Source organism: Bdellovibrio sp. HM001, from assembly GCF_055397275.1.
The window spans coordinates 3,192,710-3,211,402 of the sequence record NZ_AP029174.1; the positions used below are offsets into that span (position 1 = coordinate 3,192,710).

The window sequence follows — 18,693 nt, forward strand, 5'->3', positions numbered from 1 at the left end:
ACATGCAAGATTTCGTACAGCATCTGATCAATGGAGTGAGCCTGGGTTCTATTTATGCCTTGATCGCTCTGGGTTACACGATGGTGTACGGAATCTTAAAAATGATCAACTTCGCCCACTCAGATGTTTACATGGTGGGCGCCTTTGCCGCTTACTACTTCGCACGCTGGATCGGAATTGAAAATGATCCGGGTCTGAGCACTCTTTTGACCCTGATTGTTGTTTCCATGATCTGCTGCAGTCTGCTGGGATTGGTCATTGAGCGCCTGGCTTATCGCCCTTTACGCAACTCTCCCAAATTGAATGTGCTTATTACCGCCATCGGCGTCAGTTTGTTCCTGGAATATTCCGGACAGGTTGTTTTCGGTGCCGATCCCAAAGTCTTTCCCGAAGTGATGAAAGATTTTGTGATCTTCACCATCGGAAATGTCGAAGTTCGCTCTTTCGATGTCACGGTTCTTGGCGTGGGCATTGCCGCCATGCTGGCTTTGCAGTTTCTTTTGTTTAAAACCAAAATCGGACGAGCCATGCGGGCCGTCAGTGCCAACCCCATGGTTGCCAGTCTGATGGGCGTGAATCCGGATCGTATTATTGCCTTCACCTTTGTGGTCGGCTCTTCCCTAGCTGGCATCGGCAGTGTACTGGTGGGAATGAAGTACCCGAAAATTGATCCCTTGATGGGCATGATGATCGGACTTAAAGCCTTCGTTGCTGCCGTGCTGGGTGGCATCGGAAACGTTGGTGGCGCAGTGATCGGCGCCATGATCATGGGACTTTCTGAAGAAATGGTTGTGGCCTATCTTTCCAGTACCTACCGCGACGCCTTGGCCTTTGGGATTTTGATTGTCATTCTGATCTTCAAGCCTGCAGGTCTTCTAGGCAAATACTCTGTGGAGAAGGTGTGATGAAAGCACTTAAGAATCCCGCCTTAGCTCTGTTGGGTTTGTGTCTTCTGGGTCTTGCGCTGAATTTTGGCGTGAATGCATATGTTCAATTGATTCTTCTTTTTGCGGGCGTGAACTGCCTGATGTCGATGAGCCTGAATCTGGTCAACGGATATACCGGCCAGTTTTCTTTGGGTCATGCGGGTTTTATGGCTATTGGGGCCTACTTTTCGGCCTACGCCTCCACCCGCTGGAGTTTTGCTCCATCCTCCCTGCTCATAGTTCAGTATTTTGTCTTCACTTTAGGGGCCGGCCTTGTCGCCGCAGCGGCGGGATTCCTTGTGGGGCTGCCCTCCCTGCGACTGAAGGGCGACTATCTGGCAATCGTGACTTTGGGTTTTGGTGAAATCATCCGCGTCGCCCTGCTGAACATGGACTTTTTAGGAGGCCCCCGCGGTCTTTCAGGAATTCCGGGGTTTGGGTCGTTTCTTTGGTCCTTCTCATTTGCCTCTTTGTGGATTGTGATCTGCTTCTTCACCATCTGGCGCATCATGAGATCCAGTCATGGCCGTGGCTTCCTTAGTGTGCGTGAAGATGAAATCGCCGCGGAAGCCATGGGTATCAACACCACTCGCATGAAGGTGAAAGCTTTTGTCCTTTCTAGCTTCTTTGCTGGTGTGGCGGGGGCCCTGTTTGCGCACTTCACTAACTTTATCAATCCCTCATCCTTTACCTTCCTGCAAAGTGTAAATGCCGTCATCATGGTGGTTCTGGGAGGCATGGGTTCCATGACCGGATCTATTGTGGCCGCGATCATTATCACAATTCTGCCCGAAGCACTGCGCCCCTTGCAGGAACTGACCGGCGTGGATCTGCGCATGGTGATTTATTCCTTGTCTTTGATCTTGATGATGATTCTGCGACCCAAAGGTCTTTTCGGCGACATGGAACTTGGCAATGTTTGGAGAAAATATGTCAGACGTTCTGCTTGAAGCCCGCAAGATCACCATGCGTTTCGGCGGCCTCAAAGCCGTTGATTCTTTGGAGTTCCAAATTAAAAAAGGTCAATTGGCCGGCCTGATCGGCCCCAATGGCGCCGGAAAAACCACCGTATTTAATATGCTCACCGGCGTCTATCAACCCACTTCAGGCGAAGTTCTTCTGGAAGACCAAAGTCTGCAAGGTCTGGCGCCTTACGAAATTTCCCATCGTGGTGTGACCCGTACATTTCAGAACATTCGTCTTTTCAAAAATCTGACCGTCCTGGACAACGTTTTAATAGCTGGACACCAGCACGTGAAATACGGACTTTTTGATACGCTCTTTCAGACTGAAAACTTTCGGACTGACGAAAGTCGTTTGCAGGACAAAGCCATTGATCTTCTTAAGATCTTTCACTTGGAAGACAAAGCTCACAAACCCGCCAGCTCACTACCATATGGAGAGCAGCGTAAACTTGAGATCGTCCGGGCCCTGGCGACGGATCCAAAAATTATCCTACTGGATGAACCCGCGGCCGGAATGAACCATTCCGAAACCCATCATCTGATGGAAACCATCGCCAAAATCCGCGAAGAGTTCAAACTGACCGTTCTTCTGATCGAACATGACATGAAGTTAGTCATGGGAATCTGTGAAAACATCATCGTATTGGATCATGGCGTGAAGATTGAAGAAGGGACCCCAGCCAAAGTGCAAAGCTCTGCCAAAGTGATTGAAGCTTATCTGGGCGTGGAGGAAAAAGAATGAGTTCCCCGCTTTTAAAAGTCGAAAACCTGGATGTCTTCTACGGCTCGATTCATGCCTTAAAAGGCGTCAGTTTCGAAGTCAACAAAGGTGAAGTCGTTTCTTTAATTGGTGCCAATGGCGCGGGCAAAACCACCACCTTGCGCGCTATTTCCGGGATTGTTCCCTGCTCTGGAAAACTGCAGTTCAAAGATCAGGACCTTACAGCCGTTGCCACGTTCCGTCGAGTGGGGTTGGGCATTGCTCAGTCTCCAGAAGGTCGCGGCGTTTTCCCACAGATGAGCGTCTTGGAAAATCTTGAAATGGGTGCTTATTCCCGCAAGGACAAGGCCGAAATTAAAAAAGACCTGGACATGTGCCTGGAACTTTTCCCCCGCATAAAAGAACGACTGACCCAAATGGCAGGAACCATGTCCGGGGGTGAGCAACAGATGCTGGCCATTTCACGGGCGCTGATGGCGAAACCACAATTACTTTTGTTGGATGAGCCGTCTTTGGGACTGGCCCCCTTGATCGTGGCACAGATTTTCGACATCGTAAAAAAATTGAATCAGGAAGGCATGACCATTCTGCTGGTCGAACAAAATGCACGCATGGCTCTGAAGATCTCTCACCGAGCCTATGTTCTTGAATGTGGTCGCATGGTGATGCAGGACTCAGCACAGAATCTGCTAAACAACGACGTGGTTCGAAAGAGCTATTTGGGCGTCTAAATTCGAGCTACTTACTGATTTACTGTCTTTTTACTGGACCAGTGTCTGTAAATGTTCCTCAGCTTCGCGCACGGGAACTCGAAGCGTGTCTCATTGCGGGATTCTAGCTGACTAAGCCTTTATAATTGCTCCCAAAATCCGAAAAGACGAGCATGATCAGGATCGTTCTCGCACTCTGCACAGTTTGGCTCCTTAGCTCTTGCACCACCAAGAATGACATGTCGTTGATCTTCTCAAGCGAAAACACACCCACACTGACCCTCAAGTTCAACGAGGGCAAAGACTACACCAATCAAACTTCTGTCCCATTGCAGATCACGACCTCCAGAGAAACCACAGAAATGACTTTCTCTAACAGTTCCGTCTGCTCAGACATCTGGGAGCCTTACAGTTCCGCCCGCACGGTCACGCTTCCGAACGTCGAAGGTCAGCACTTTGTCTCTGTAAAGATTCGCACCAAAGACGGCTTTAGCAGTGGTTGTGTCACTAGCAAAGTGGTTCTGGATAAGTCCGGTCCGACAGTCAGCGACAGCATGAGTTTGTCCAACACCCGTTCCTTGACAACCCAGTCCCCACGCCTGCTACCACCAGTGACAACCGACGCTTATTCCGGCGTGGCCAAATACGAAATCAAGCTGATGAAGACAGCCGGCACCACTGTTATAAAAGACTGGGAAGTTAAAGACAAAGACGCCCTTTACTTTGATGGCTTGACCTTGCCGGATGCTGAAACAGACACCTATTACTACCTGATTCGCGCCACAGACAACGTCGGTAACGTCAGCTTGGAAAAGCAGTCCCCGAACTTCGTAGTGGGACCGATTGTGACCTTTACGGGCCTCAACTCTTATGATCAGTCCAATGCCATGGGTGAGATCTCGGTTCAACTTTCGCGAGCAAGTCCCAGCAGCACGACCGTCGCGTTGAAGGCTGTTTCGGGCTCTGCTATTGCGGGTCTGGACTTTCTTTACCCGGATGTGATTCCGACTGAAGTCACAATTCCTGCCGGTGAGACAACTGCGAAAACCTACTTTTCGATCATGACGTCCATCCTTCCTGGACCGACAAAAAACTTTAACATGCAAATTGCGTCGACCATCAATGCGGTTGCTGCAGATCCATCCACCTTAAATGTCGAATTGATCAATAGCAAAATCTCCACCACAGCCCAAGTGGCTTCCGGCTACCGCGCTGTTCGCGGAGCCCGAGGACACATGTGTGGCCTGCGCACCGACAACAAACTCGACTGCTGGGGCTCCACAGGATACGCCAACGGATCTCTGTTCCTGGAACTCACCGCCAAAGAGATCGTTGGGGCCTCTAACATTCGAGACATCGCCGAAGGTTATGGCGATCATACTTGTTATATTGATAATTCCAATAAACTTTACTGTTTTGGGCTTAACGGGTATCGCCAGCTCGGCAACAACTCAACGACTTCATCTACAACTCCAATTCAAGTCACGGGCACGTCATTCAAGCGCGTGGCCGTTGGTGTGAACTTTACCTGTGGCATTGATTCCTCGGACCAAGTTATATGTTGGGGTGGCAATAACGATAGCACTGCAGGGCAACCCTCATCGACCTATGTCAATACACCTACACTGTATCCTTCTATCACCAAGGCACTGGATATAGCTGCTGGCTATCGAATCGCCTGCGCTATCGATGAAGTCACCGGTGTACGATCGGTGAAATGCTGGGGAAGAACTCAAAGCACCTCCAGCGAAGTTCCTGTAACCGTCACAGGATTGCCTGCAGATATCTCGTCTATTTCCGTCAATGGCAGTATCGCTGCCGATGTTCGACACGGCTGTGGGCTGTCAGAACAGGGCTTGGTTTACTGCTGGGGCAGTAACTTCCGGTCCCGCCGGGGGCTTTCAAGTGGGGCCGTGACATGGACCTCCGCCAATCCTGTGAGTTTGCCGGTGAAAGCCGTCAAGGTCCAGGCTGGTACGGACACAACGTGCGCCTTGGGCGAAGATCAGAATCTTTACTGTTGGGGTTCTGGCCTGCCGGCCGCTCAAAGTATTTACCAATATCAAGAAAGCTATGTGCCAGTAAAAATAAATATCTCTGGTGACTTGGTCACAGATTTTCAGCTGACGGAGTTCATCAGCTGTGTCGTCACCACCACTACAAACATTAAGTGCTGGGGTGTTAATAAACGCGGCGAAATGGGTAATGGGCAGATGGCTGACACCTCCAATTCAGTGGCTTTAAATGTCGCAGGGTCATTTGATAAATACACACAAGTTGTCGCAGGGTTGTTTTCCACTTGCGCTTTGAAAGAGAATAAGACAGTCACCTGCTGGGGCAGCAACGACTCGGGGCAACTGGGCAACAACTCTGAAAGCACCTATTCACGCCCTCAATACACCTTGCCGATCTCGAATATCAAAAAATTGGCAGGTCACTCGTCCCACTTCTGTGCGCTCACCACAGGAGGCGGGGTTTATTGTTGGGGCTCTAACAGCAGCGGTCAGATTGGTAACAATCTGAATACGACGTCTACAGATAAAGTCTTAGCCCCTTATCTCATTCCCCCAACCTACTCAAATGGTGTGACGGGACTTGCGGCTGGGGTCAAAGATATCGCCGTCGGCGCCAATCACACGTGTGCAATCACAGGTACAGGGGGACTGACTTGCTGGGGTAACAACAGTCTCGGTGAAAGCGGTCACGCCGGTGGCTCGCTGAGTTACCCACAGCCTATTGCCAGTTTATCTTCTGGAGTCGAAAGTGTCTCTTTAGGCATCAACAACTCTTGTGCCGTGAAAAATACCGGATCCACAAAGCAGGTCTACTGTTGGGGTAAAAACATGAACAATATGCTTGCCGAAAAGATTCCCGCCAATGATAGCACGTCAACGCCACAGCTGATCGATACTATCACAACCACCAAAGAAGTGACGGTCTTTGTAGGATATGAGGGCGCCTGCTATATACACGATGGCACAACGAAGTGCTGGGGCTATCGGAATGTTTTTAAAGCTATGCCGGTGGACGTTCCGTTTGGAACTAATGTCAGCACTCCAACAGCCGTACCAGAACTCAGTGGGGCGACCTCTTTGGCGCTGAATTCCTTTACCGGATGCGCCCTCTTCACCACGGGTAAAGTGAAGTGCTGGGGAGCCGATTACAGTGGCATTGTAAAGACGACTCTTGATCCATCAGCTTGGATTGGCACTCCGGAAGAGCCGCCGGCAACTAAATATGCCAAGATGACATCGCTGACTCTTGGTAGGACCTGGTTTGTATCCACACCCATACATGCCTGTGCTGTGACTTCGTTAGGAGATCTGAAGTGCTGGGGCTCCAGTGCTTACGGCGAAGGCCATGATCGCTACTTCCACCAGCAGCCAGCCTACGTCCTAAAATAACCAGCCGTAGCGAACTTCAAGATGGGTTTCGAAAATAGTGACATTCGAGTTGTCTTTGTCATCGGAGCCCGTGTGCTTTCCTTGGAAGAACGTTCCGTAGGTATAAACCCCTACAGAGCGTTCATATCCCAGCGGTCGTGCAACACCCAGGGAACCGGATACCCCCAGCCCACTGTATGTATGGTCTATGCCCATGTATAACGGATGCATCCTTAAAGAAACATCGGTGTACCATTTATTATCATGCGAAAACAGTTCCGCATAACCACCCGCCGTGGCGCTGATGTGCTGACCCACGCCAATACCAGCTTCCGACGCACTTTTTACAAATGAATAAGGTCGTCTTTCAAAATCACCACCCACCAGATAGCCATACTGCACTTTGAACAGTGGATTGCGATATGTCCAGTGACGTTTGGTCATAGCCAGATCTCCTTTGATATTGAAGATGCGCTCTGTCCCCGAGGTCCCCAGTAGGTTATTAAATGAAAAACTGCTGGTATATCCATTCACGCGGATGGATCTGTCTACCTTCCAGTTCCACCGTCGCTCAAACGAAAAGGTGTCGAAGGTAAAAGACTGTTGATCCAAAGTTGTTATAATCGGACTGGTATCCTGCTTTTGTGCAGCCCCCATCAAACCCACTCCGGCCCACATTAGGTTCCGTGAACAGAAGTCCTTACCAACCTTATCCAAGATCGGCTTGGCCGTAACTTTCATCTCCCGACTGATGTCTTTGATCTGAATCAGATACCGGAAGCGGTCGGTACCAAAAAGCTCCAATGGCACCGCGATCATCTGCGCGTTCAGGGGGACGTTCAGGGAAATCAGGAACTTTCCCGACTCACCCTTCAAAGGCAAATTCACCAAAGGTAAAATCACCGGAGCCAGTGGTTTTTTATCCTTATCGTAAAGAAGAATACGGCGGCTCCAAAAACGGATGTCCAGATCTTCCCGAAGTTCTCCAGATATCTTTAATTGCATGACTTCCTGATTGGGCATCTTGATAGCTTCAAACTGATCCCACACCGCCTTGGGCTCCCGCAGAATATTGCGGCAGTCGGTCTGGAAAGGATGAATGTGCTTTTGCAAGGACGAAAATGGAATGACCTCCACCGCGGCTTTGTTCATCATGATTTGCTCGGCCTTAACAGCCTTCTTTGTCTGTTGAGCCAGAGCAAATTCACCAAATAACACCAGAAGTGACGTGACAAGACACTTACTTAGAGACACCAAAGTAGAACACTCCTGTTTCGCTCCAAGCTGAAGCCCGGTATTGATTTCTTCCTCGCACCCGGAAGTACCACTGTCCATTTCTTATTGGTTTCTTCAGAACATATTCCTGCGCTTCCACTTTGATATGGGTCGCGTTGGTGAATTCCGGATTCTGGGCCATCTCCAAGGCATACCATTCATTTTCCGGGGATTCTGTCCAAGAGAACTTGATCGACACAGGAACCCCACGCGGAATCAAAAAGACCTCATTCTTCTTTGGTGTGATCAAATTCGGCGTGATCAAAGGCACTGGCTTTCCGTAGGAAACAGCCAGGATCGGAGTCGGCACCGGGAAATACTTGCTGTTATCACCCACCGGCCAAACCCGGAAATAGTACCAGCCCTCGTCTGTGACACTGTGGAAGAACTCGACATTTTCTGTCTCGAGCATCTGGGAGTTGGCCAGTTTCGGATCCCGGCTCAGCTCGACCCGGTACTTGCTGGCCGCCTCACGATGAGTCCACACCAAGTGAAACTGAGGTGTGCTGTCAGGCTTCTCAAAGAGTGGTGGCAGTACTTCTTTCTTTTCAATGGAGGGTCCGCGCAAAACACCTTTGACCTGATAAATATCCGAAGGTGGAGAATACTCCCCTTCCGGAGACCGCGCCACAACCCGCATATAACCTGGAACAGTTTCATTGTGCTTTAACGTATAAGGGGACTTGTCCACCACCACATTCTTTAGCACTCTGGTGAACTTGGGGCCTTCACCAATCTGGACGAGATAATCCAAAGCATAGGGCACCGTCGTCCACGACAGACCCATTTCCACCATCCCCGCATCATTGACCTTTTCATCCGTCTTGGAAAGAATCGGAGCCGTTAAAGGAGGACGCACAAAAATCTTTTTTTCATCTGACCAGTCTGAATAGAGATTGCTTCCGTAAGCCTTGCGTACACGAACACGATATTCACCCGGGGAATCAATAAAGCTCCTCAGCGGAGGCTGGCCTTCGTATTCATCAAACAACTCTTCAAAGCCTTTGTTCTTTCCAACTTGCAGATGGAACTTTTCCCCCGCCTTGGCTTCTTCCACGGGAACCATCATCTGCCATTTGCCGCGCTCTTTGAAATTTAAGACCGGATCCCCGATCTTGTTGCCTTTCAGGCTCTCCAGGCGGAAGCTGCGGGTTTCTGAGAACTGCGGCACCCCCTGATCCTCCACAACCAGGCGCCAGAAGTATTCGCCGGATCCCATATCCTTTGGCAGAACCGCCTCTTTGGTGCCGGTAACATCCAAGCGCTGAGGTTCAGTCAGGAAGTCGGCAGTTCTGCTGTATTCCAGAACAACTTTTTTATCCGGGATTTCCTTCCATCGGAAAAACTCCAGATGCTGCCCGTAGATCACCTTCTTCGCAGCCGGTTCCAGCAGAACAATTTTCTCTTGTTCCACATCCTTTATTTCAATTTTCGGCTTTGCCGAAGTCACAGCTGTGCTACCGCCGCCGTCGGATTCTGTGCCCGGTGCCCCCGCGCTCCCTGTACTCCCGGTGCCAGGTGCCACCGCGGCCCCGTCGGGTTTCGCTGGTTCGACGGATTTCAACTCAACGCTTTGTCCCGTTGTTAAGTCCTTGCGCAGTCCATCCCCTTCCAACGTCACTTTCCCCGAGGACAGCGACAACGTGACGTCACCAGAGGTGTCTTTCTTTGCAAAGATCCCAAACGCAGAGTCAGACTTTAAAGTCACTTCTGCAGAGCCCACGCGCAGATTCATTGGCTTGCCAACACCGCGCCCCTCGACCTGAATCTGACCTTGTTCCAAATTTAAAGTCAGACTGCCACTGGAAGGATTCTCGGTAATGCGCAACAACGTCTTTTCCGGAACCAGGACAATATCCTTGTTACGCATCTCAATCTTGGCCTCGGAGGAACTTCCGGTAAAGATTTCTGATCCATCAAAAAGTTTTTGGGATTGGGTCGCATCGGCCCAGAAGAAGCTCGAAGGATGTTTATAGCGCAGTTCATTTTTGACCTGACGCACTTCTGCTAAGGTTGGCCCCAGATTTTCAGTATCCAGCTCGGCCTTGAACAGAAACTGCTTTGCCAGAAAAAAGGACAAGACGGTAATAACAAGAAGGCATCCAATGAGAATCTGTTTTTTCATAGAAGTTCTTCTATTATGTCCGACTTGAAATGGACGGGCCAGATATTTTCCGGTTCCTAGACACTACTGGAACTCTGACCTTGGTCGAAGCTCCAGCAACATTCATAGTGCAGGCCCTTAAGACATTTTCTGAAGAAGAACTTCGAACTCTGTTCCTTTGCCATCCTTTACGGGACTGCGCACGGAAACTTTTCCATCGTGAGCTTCGACCACGGCTTTCACAAATGTCAGCCCCAGGCCCATGCCATACTCAGAGCGACTCTTGTCGCTGCGGTATAATTTCTGCCAAATCATGCCGTGTTCATCCGCAGAAATACCGGGCCCGGTATCTGTCACACGAATAATCACGTTTTCGGTTTGATTGATGGTCTCAATGGTAACCTGACCTCCAGAAGGAGTGTATTTATGAGCATTATCCAGCAAATTGGCGATCACACGGCTGATGAGTTTTGCATCAACCATGGCCCAGTCGTGATTGTCGAGTTTCTGGATCACCTTAATGTCCTTTTCCTCAAAGGCCATTTCGTACAAACTCATAATTTCTTTGACCAGATCGCTGATGAATTTCTTTTCCAGCTTCAGGCGTTTGCTGCGATTTTCCGCCTCGGTGATGTCTGTCAGAACCTGCAAGAAATTCAGAATTTTATCCGAGTTCTCGTAACAGCTCTGCAAAGCCTCGCGGTAGGACTCAACATCCCCTTCACTGGTCAAAGCCAATTCCGCACGCCCCCGAAGCCGGGTCACCGGAGTCCGAATATCGTGGGCCAAATGATCAAAGGCTTCTTTGAGGCCACTGACCAGGCCTTCGATCTTGTCGAGCATCTTGTTGAAAAGAACTTTGAGCTCTTCCAACTCATCATCGCTCCCCCCGATCGGAACCCGCGTCGAAAGAGATCCGCTTTCAATTTTCTTCATGGAAGTGATCAACTCACGCACCGGACTGAGAGTTCTATTTGAAAGGAACAAGCCCCCAAGAAAGCCGATCAATGCCACCGGGCCCAAAAGCCACCAAAAGATCTTTTGTAGATTATGCAGCTGCTGGCTTAAGGCTTCGCGGCTTTTCCCGACGATAAGACGGCTTCCATCTTTTAAAGTCGTGCCCACCACAAAGACGGCATCACCCCCATGTAGAGCCTGCATAACAAATTCGAAGTTTTGCCCCCGATGGGTATCGAGTTCCTTTTTTAAGGCGACTTCATCCAACTTGAAGCTGGGAAATGGTTCATGAAAGAAGCTGACCTGGCCTTTGGGTGCAAAGACGGTCACCAACAAAGCGGCATCCCTGTCATAATTGGGAATATAAAGAAAGTAATCGTTAAATTCGCTCAGCCCCCGCACCTCAATGCGGTTTCGATACTCTTCCAACTTTGACGTTAAAAGATCTCTTTCCTGGTCTTGCAGTCCATGGCTGATTTGAAAATAGAGAAAACTGAAAATAACGGTGGAACTCAGAATCAGAACCAGTGAGTACGCAAGTGTCAACTTGGTGCTGATTCGAAATAGCGTCGGCTTAAGACGACTTGAGAACATATCCTACACCTCTAACCGTATAGATAAGGCGTGTAGGGAAATCTTTTTCCAGCTTGTTTCTGAGTCTGCATACAAGTACGTCTACCACGTTGGTTTGGGGATCAAAATCATAGTTCCAGACTTCCTTCAGGATCGTCTGCTTACCAATGATTTTATTAGGATTGCTCATGAACAGGTCAAGAAGAACAAATTCTCTTTCCTGAAGGTCGAGTTTACGACCCGCGCGAACCACATCACGATTCAGACGGTTCAACTTCAGATCCTGGAACACCAACTGAGTCACTTCAGAAGCTTTTTGGGATCTTTTCAAAAGATTCTTCACGCGGATCTGTAGTTCAGCCATTGCAAATGGCTTGGTCAGATAGTCATCACCACCCATGCTCAAACCTTTGAGGCGGTCATCCAGCTCGCGCAATGCACTCAGGATCAGAATTGGAGTGTTCACTTCTTTTTCACGCAACGACTTTGCGAAAGTGTAACCGTCCATTTCCGGAAGCATAAGGTCCAATACAATGATATCGTAATGATTCGTCAGTGCACGTTCGTAAGCACGGCGACCGTTGGACTCAACTTCGACTTCGCCTTCCAGCTCGCCCAAGCCCTGCTTTACGATCGTTGCAATTTCGTTATCGTCTTCGACTACTAAGCATCTCATCTCGAGTCACCTTTGTTTCGGGTTCCTAATGTAATATCTGTAAGCCAATTTATAGCAGATTTGTTTCTAAACAAAAGGATGAATATTCATATTGTAGCCTGAAAAGCTCATTATTACAGAGATTTAATCGCTCCCCATCAAAGGATTGCCGAGATGAAACAAATCCACCCTTGAAACTTGCTTGCAATGCCAAAAAAAACAGGCTCCTGGTCAGGGAGCCTGTGACATGGTCTTTTTATGGTTTAGGGCAGATTATCTAGAATTAACGCTTAAGCTGGATAACCTCGTTCAATAGTTCGTCTGTCGTCGTGATTGTCTTCGCATTGGCTTGGAAACCACGTTGATTTTGGATCATGTTTACGAACTCTGTCGCCAAATCAACAGTGGATCTTTCCAAGGATTTTGCGAACAGCTTACCACGACCAGCAGCGCCCGGGCCGCCCAAAGACGCTGTGCCGGAATCTCTGGATTCTTTCAAACGGTTGTTACCCACTTTGAACAGAGCTTCCGGATTTTCGAACTTCGCCAGAGCGATCTGAGCAAGGTCAGAAGCCTGACCGTTGGAGTAAACCGCTGTCAGGATACCGTCGTCATTGAATGACAAACCAGTGATCGTACCAGCCGCCGCACCATCCTGGTGCCAAGAGATCAGATCAGAGTTTTTACCGTACTGTTTAGTACCGTCCAAACCTTTACCACCCTCTTTAATCGCATCACCGAAGTTCAACTTCACTTGTTGGTCCTGCAAAGCACCACCTTTGAAGTTGAAGTTTGTGGAAGTTGTTTCCTGAGACTCCAACTTACCGTCAACAGTGAACGTCAACTTACCTGCAGCAACTTCCGACATTTTTCCGTCTTCGCCGCCAGTGACTTCTTTACCATCAACCAAACCTTTGAATTCCCATTCACGGTCATTCACTTTGTTGAAGAAGAAGCTGACAAGATGTTTGTTACCTTGAGAATCGTACATCTCAACACCCGTAGAGTAATGAGAAGTGGAGTAAGGATCGTTGATATCGAACTTCTTCGTTGGCTCCATACGGGAATCCAGGTTCAGATCCAACTTCAACTCTTTAGTCGCTTTGGCAGGGATCAAGGCACGAGGGAACTTGATATCAGTCATTTTATTAACGATATTGCCCTTTTCGTCTGTTGCGAAACCTTGAACTTTCTGATTGTCGTTAGTCACCAGGTAACCTTCGCGGTCAAAGTGGAAGGAACCGTCACGAGTGTAAGACTCACCATCAGAACCTTTAACTTTGAAATAACCGTCACCGGAAATCGCCAAGTCAGTCACTTTTTCTGTCGCGTCGATATTACCCTGAGTCAGGATTGGATTTACGGCACCGATCTTCACACCACGGCCGATTTGGTTACCACCAAGGATACCTTTAAGATTTTTAGAGATGATGTCCTGGAACTCTGCACGGCTGGCTTTAAAACCTGTCGTGTTGGCATTGGCGATATTGTCCCCGATAACACCCAAAGCCTCGCCTTGAGCAGTCATACCGGAAACACCCGTGTACAATGAAGAAAGAATACCCATGTGACCTCCATGTCGTTGGCAGTTCTAGTCGAGAACCACCGTTTTGGAGGGCCTCCTCTACGAGGACCAGCCCTAATATTAAATTGTGCAATCATTGCTTATCTGCCTCTTCCGGACAGCTTCACAATTTATCCGCCGTAGCTCATTCATGAGCGAAGGAGGATTCCACGCTTTATCCGTCTCTTCAGGACAGCTTCAGCGCTTGCGTTTAAAGCACCACTGTTGAGTCGATGTTCGTGAACACATTTTCTTTCAATGCATTCTTGTCCATCACTGTCACAACCGTGTTGTTTTTAACGCTGACGATCAGTGCCGAGTCATTCATCAGAATCAATGAATCCTTGGAGCCTTTCGCCGCCGCTTTCGAAACCGCCTCTGAGAGTCTTGAGATGTCCTCCGGTGAATAGTTAATTCCCCGTGTTCTCATCCGCTCAATCGCGTGATTCGAAAACTTCACTCCTTCAACAGCTTTTGCAAGCCCTGGAGGTTGCATCTGTCCCAGATTCTGAGGCTTGACGCCGCCGACCTGATTCAGTGTCTCCTGGAAGGAGGGTCCCCCAGCCAGATCCGGTTGTTTCACCTTCCCTGGTTGCTGCGGGATGAGTTGATCAAGAGTTTGTATCTTCTTTAAATCGACCATTACTTCGCTGTCTCCTTAGCGATCTTTTCCATCATGTCGCGGGACAAACCCACAGTGTTCATGATGTTAGATTTTGCTACAGGAGCAGGAGTCATGGAAGAGTTTTGTAACTCTGCATTCCCCTCTTTTACAGTTTGTCCTTTAGCATCATCTTTCTTCAAGTCTAGGTTTGTTACATCATTTACTTTCTGGTCAGTGGTCATAAGACGTGGGTCCGTAATCTTCTTCACGTCAGAGAAACGAATCGCCTGATTCCCCACGTGCAGAACAGGGCCCTCAGAGGAATAACTCACACCTGTGATCATTCCGTCGAAGTCTGTCTTAATTCCCATCTTTTTGCCATCTGCTGTCTTTGCTTCCGCCATGAATTGGTATTCACCGGGAAGGGACTTCATGCCTCTTTCATCCTCACCATTCCATGTCAGTTTGTTCGCACCTTGCTTCAGGCCTTTCAAGTTGTACGTGCGCACAACAGTGCCTTCTGCATCGCGAACCTTCACTGTCACTTCACTGGCTTCCATTGGCAGATTGAATTTAAAGTCATGCTCTTTATCATTCACACCGCGCACCACTTTGGAAGAATCCCCGGCAACGGCTTTGCCGATCAGATTCAATGCCTGGAAATTTTCAGAAGGCTTTTGGCCATTCTTCATTTCATCAAGTGTACGATTCATGTTCTGCATCTGCTCAAGTGACGAGAAGTTTGCAAGCTGTGCCGCCATCTCGTGACTCTTCAACGGATTCGTAGGATCTTGATTTTTCATCTGCGCCATCATCAGGCGGAAGAAAGCATCCTTATCCAGGTTTGGATTTCCAGTGGTACGAACTTTTTTCGCAGGATCCTGCCAGTTGGCATCGACAATCTTATTCAGAACCTCGCCGACATTTTCGCCGCCAAGCTTATCCTTATCGTGGGCACTGATATTAGAAGCGCCAGCGTTCTCGGGTTTCACCTGAGTCGCTCCGAATGCATTCACTCCTAATTTCGGATTCACCATTGTCATTTATGCTCCTTTACTGCTGCTTCAGCTTCCGCCCCTGCCGGGGCTTCAGCTTTGCCGGCTGTCGCCGCTATGCCACTAGATTAAGACCACTGCCTTTGCCTTCAACTTTACGAGCTGGCGCCGTGGAGCGCGTCTCGATCGGCTGAAGTGGATCCCGACGTCCGCCGTAACCTTTCAACGAAGGCATATCGGTCAAAGATTCACGTCGTCCCTGTGAACCGAAGTTTTCATTAAACTGGTTCCAGAATTGACGGGCTTGATCTCTTTGCTGATTGCCGTTCATGTTCGTCTGGTTTTGCGTCGCCGTATCTGCGGAAGTCGAGTTCACAACGTCCACCTTTACATTCTCCATGGACAATTTGTGAGCAGCAAGACTGGTTTTCAGTTCAGCTAGACTAGACTCGATGGTCTTTTTAGCCTCCTGAGTATCTGCTGACATCTGCAGGTTCACTTTGCCATCCTGGAGCATCACTTTAAGGTGAATGGTTCCCATGCCCTCGGGGGTCATCTGAACCTTCATTTCACCGCCACCGCGCTTGATCAGGTACTGCGCCTGATTCATCAGCTGCTTCACCGCTGCTTCGTTTTCAGCGGGATTGGCCTGCCCTTGCGGAGCCATGCCGGCAACCGGAGCCGCACTTGTCGGCACACTTAAAGTTTCGCCCTTGATCGGAGCGCCATGAATGCCTTCAAGTCCCTGCAGACTTTGTTTGAAGTCCGCTGACTTGATGTTCATTTTGTCAACGACCGCCTCTTTCTCAGAGCCTGTTCCCTGCTGCATGAAATTGTTGGATTGTTGCATCATTGAACCTTGTGATTCATTGCGCATCAGATCCTGCATTTTCGCCTGCACTTGCAAAGGATTCAGAGCCTGAGAAGTCGGCACTTTCGGAGCCTCCGGTGCTTTCGGAGCCTCCGGTGCTTTCAGCGCCTGGGTGAACTCCGCCATCAACTCAGCCCCCTCTTCGGAAGCGGCCATGCCCTCAGCGACGCCGGCTCCTTGAGCTGCCTGAGCCTCAGCGGCCTTCTTCGCCGCCAATGCCGCCAGCAACGCCGGAGACATTACTTCCTGCATCTGACCTTGCAGATGTGGAGGAAGCTCCGGAAGTTTTGCCATCGGCGCCTGAGTCGGCATTTCCGGCAAAGCCATATCTTCCGCCAAAGGAAGTTCCGTTGGCGTTTCAAAAGAAGCTTCATCCAGATCCATATTCTGCATCATGCCCGCATCAAGATGGGACATTGCTGCCGACTGAGGCTCTGGGGACTTCCAGAATTTTTGATTTAAACGATCCACCGTGGCACCCAGCATATCCTGCTTGGCTTGCGCCTGATCCACGCGCATCTGCATGCCCTGCTGGGTCACGCCAGTGCCTATCGTGAACTGCGGCGCCTTTGCCGGCGCAGGAGCCTGCTGCAATTGCACCAACAGGGAAGCGTACATCGCCTGAGCTTTGTCAGCGTCTTCCTCTGGCAGTCCCAATTGCGCGATCACAGCTTCTGCCGTGTCTTCCGGGGATTGTACTAGTTGGGTGTCGTCCAGCTGGGCCATCGCCTCCACGAGTCGCGTGGGGGATATCTCGAATTCACTCTCGAAGGAGTCCATGAATTCTTTAATTTTTTGCTGTCGAACCGTTCCCTTCTTTTCTATCTTCCCATCGCTTTGGCTGACCTCGGGTTCTTTCCCCTTCTTCGCTTCGGTTTGTTCCGGCTTTTCGTTCTTTGCCTTCACTTCCCGTTGCGGAGATTCTTTCGCTTCCTTCGGGCTTTTCGAAGTTATTTTCTCTTCGAGAGCCTTTCCGAATGAAGAATCGGATCCGGAACCTTTGAAGTCTTTGTCCCCCGATTTACCGGGTGGTGACTTCATCTCGGTCGCACCCGCCATAGGGGGTACGATACTTTGTAACAAACCTTCCTCCTTCCGTGGAAAAAATCGTTGTTACTATTTCGCGCTCGCAGGAGCACGACGCTTATAGCCCGCAAACATCTCAGACAGGATCTGAGCTTTTTCAGGCTTCAACAAATTCATAATATCAGCAGCATTCTTCTTTTTCATACGGCCAAGTATCTCAATGGCCAAATCCTCGTCCATCGTCTCAAAGACTTTGGCCGCCTGTGGAGGCTTCATATTGGTGTACATCTGTACCAAAGTATCGACTTTCTCCGCATCGGCCTTCACACGCTCTTCCAGGATGGATGAAATACGGGCACGCATTTCTTCAAGGTCCTTCAATCGCTTTTCCAGCTCCACCTTCTGAGTTCCCAGTTCGGCTTCCATGCGGTTTAGCTCTTCCTCGCGCGCATCAAGCTCTTTTTTTCTTTCATTCAACTTTTGCAGATGATCAATTTCCACACTGCTTAAGGCCGCCGGAGCTTCCGTTTTTTCCAACTGAGGTCCCGCATCTCCAGGAGCCGGAGCGGATGCCTGTGCCGGTGCCTGAGCAATGGCTTCGCCTGTCATCTGAACTTCGACGCGTTTAACGATATTTTCGACTTCCTCGTAGTTCTGGAATCCCCAGATCGCCACCAGCAAACCCACAAAGGAAAACACGATCATCTTCCAGGGCACCGGAGCTTTCTTGGATTTTTTTGGAGCCGACATTTTCATGCGGCGGCGGATCTGCTGTTCGACGTCTTCAGAAGCCAAATCCAGATGAAGTTTTGCAGACTGCGGTCTTTTTTGAAACTTTACACCTGATTTGTTGTCCGCCACCTGACGGGCATTCTTAAAGAACTGATCGTATCCGCTTTTCATCGACTATGATTCCTTCACAGCTTTGAACCTCAGAATGGACTGTTCATCCATTTCCTTCTGGTCATTAGAAAGACGCTCAGCCCGATATTCTTCGAACTTGTTCTCACGCATCTTCTCCATAATTTTATATTCCTGAGCGGCTTGTCGCAAAATTTCTCTCTTGGACTCGACCAATTTCTCGATTTCTTGTACTTTTTGCCTTTGACGCTGGATGCGGACTTCCTGACCTTTCAGGAATTCATGAATCTGACTTAGGGCTGGACCTTGAGCCCCACCCGCCTGTGACAGGCTTCCCGCCTGCTGATGGGCGTTTTGCACCTGCCCCAGCATGGCCTCCAGCCGCCCCTGTTCTTCATTGAGCTGGGTCACCACCTCTTGGAAGTCCTTTTGCGCCAGATTTTCCTTGATCTTGCGATGCTCCAGAACTTTCTGCAGGGGAAACTTAAACTTCATTGTAGAAC

The 18,693-nt window shown here is 49.4% G+C and carries 15 protein-coding genes; 5 read left to right on the top strand and 10 right to left on the bottom strand.

What is annotated here, in order from left to right:
* Positions 1-2: 2 nt before the first annotated feature.
* From ACZ5ZZ_RS15000 to ACZ5ZZ_RS15020, 5 genes are all read left to right on the top strand, one after another.
* Positions 3-905, top strand: coding sequence for a branched-chain amino acid ABC transporter permease (locus tag ACZ5ZZ_RS15000; protein ID WP_464118546.1), 903 nt, complete (start codon positions 3-5; stop codon positions 903-905).
* Positions 905-1,876: a branched-chain amino acid ABC transporter permease gene (locus tag ACZ5ZZ_RS15005; RefSeq protein WP_464140112.1), complete on the top strand. Its 972-nt coding sequence runs from the start codon at positions 905-907 to the stop codon at positions 1,874-1,876. Before ACZ5ZZ_RS15000 ends, ACZ5ZZ_RS15005 begins: the two co-directional genes overlap by 1 nt.
* A complete protein-coding gene (locus ACZ5ZZ_RS15010) occupies positions 1,857-2,633 on the top strand; it encodes an ABC transporter ATP-binding protein (RefSeq protein ID WP_464132095.1) in 777 nt (258 codons plus the stop codon). The genes ACZ5ZZ_RS15005 and ACZ5ZZ_RS15010 overlap by 20 nt, the downstream gene beginning before the upstream one ends.
* Positions 2,630-3,343: an ABC transporter ATP-binding protein gene (locus tag ACZ5ZZ_RS15015; protein WP_464132097.1), complete on the top strand. Its 714-nt coding sequence runs from the start codon at positions 2,630-2,632 to the stop codon at positions 3,341-3,343. Before ACZ5ZZ_RS15010 ends, ACZ5ZZ_RS15015 begins: the two co-directional genes overlap by 4 nt.
* A gap of 218 nt (positions 3,344-3,561) precedes the next feature.
* Complete coding sequence (locus ACZ5ZZ_RS15020) at positions 3,562-6,726, top strand: RCC1 domain-containing protein (protein WP_464140114.1); 3,165 nt, start codon at positions 3,562-3,564, stop codon at positions 6,724-6,726.
* Here the strand turns inward: ACZ5ZZ_RS15020 and ACZ5ZZ_RS15025 are convergent.
* The 10 genes from ACZ5ZZ_RS15025 to fliJ all read right to left on the bottom strand — a co-directional run bounded on the left by ACZ5ZZ_RS15025 (position 6,718) and on the right by fliJ (position 18,685).
* Positions 6,718-7,959: a hypothetical protein gene (locus ACZ5ZZ_RS15025; RefSeq protein WP_464132100.1), complete on the bottom strand. Its 1,242-nt coding sequence runs from the start codon at positions 7,957-7,959 to the stop codon at positions 6,718-6,720. The genes ACZ5ZZ_RS15020 and ACZ5ZZ_RS15025 overlap by 9 nt on opposite strands.
* Positions 7,946-10,105 (bottom strand): FecR domain-containing protein, encoded by a 2,160-nt coding sequence (locus ACZ5ZZ_RS15030; RefSeq protein WP_464140116.1) that lies wholly within the window; start codon positions 10,103-10,105, stop codon positions 7,946-7,948. Before ACZ5ZZ_RS15030 ends, ACZ5ZZ_RS15025 begins: the two co-directional genes overlap by 14 nt.
* Before the next feature lie 117 nt (positions 10,106-10,222).
* Positions 10,223-11,635 carry a sensor histidine kinase gene (locus ACZ5ZZ_RS15035; protein WP_464132104.1) on the bottom strand — a complete coding sequence of 471 codons (1,413 nt, stop codon included), beginning with the start codon at positions 11,633-11,635 and terminating at the stop codon, positions 10,223-10,225.
* Positions 11,616-12,290: a response regulator gene (locus tag ACZ5ZZ_RS15040; RefSeq protein ID WP_262552925.1), complete on the bottom strand. Its 675-nt coding sequence runs from the start codon at positions 12,288-12,290 to the stop codon at positions 11,616-11,618. Before ACZ5ZZ_RS15040 ends, ACZ5ZZ_RS15035 begins: the two co-directional genes overlap by 20 nt.
* A gap of 262 nt (positions 12,291-12,552) precedes the next feature.
* Positions 12,553-13,836, bottom strand: coding sequence for a flagellar hook protein FlgE (locus ACZ5ZZ_RS15045; RefSeq protein ID WP_464118552.1), 1,284 nt, complete (start codon positions 13,834-13,836; stop codon positions 12,553-12,555).
* Between the two features lie 208 nt (positions 13,837-14,044).
* A complete protein-coding gene (locus ACZ5ZZ_RS15050; protein ID WP_464132105.1) occupies positions 14,045-14,476 on the bottom strand; it encodes a TIGR02530 family flagellar biosynthesis protein in 432 nt (143 codons plus the stop codon).
* The gene (locus ACZ5ZZ_RS15055) at positions 14,476-15,480 is read right to left on the bottom strand and encodes a flagellar hook assembly protein FlgD (RefSeq protein ID WP_464118554.1); all 1,005 of its coding nucleotides are present in this window, start codon (positions 15,478-15,480) and stop codon (positions 14,476-14,478) included. Before ACZ5ZZ_RS15055 ends, ACZ5ZZ_RS15050 begins: the two co-directional genes overlap by 1 nt.
* Positions 15,481-15,547: 67 nt before the next feature.
* Entirely contained in the window at positions 15,548-17,386 is a 1,839-nt protein-coding gene (locus ACZ5ZZ_RS15060) for a flagellar hook-length control protein FliK (protein WP_464140118.1), read from the bottom strand.
* 33 nt (positions 17,387-17,419) lie between these two features.
* The gene (locus ACZ5ZZ_RS15065; protein WP_464140120.1) at positions 17,420-18,232 is read right to left on the bottom strand and encodes a MotE family protein; all 813 of its coding nucleotides are present in this window, start codon (positions 18,230-18,232) and stop codon (positions 17,420-17,422) included.
* A gap of 3 nt (positions 18,233-18,235) precedes the next feature.
* Positions 18,236-18,685: a flagellar export protein FliJ gene (fliJ, locus tag ACZ5ZZ_RS15070; RefSeq protein ID WP_464140122.1), complete on the bottom strand. Its 450-nt coding sequence runs from the start codon at positions 18,683-18,685 to the stop codon at positions 18,236-18,238.
* Positions 18,686-18,693 lie beyond the last annotated feature (8 nt).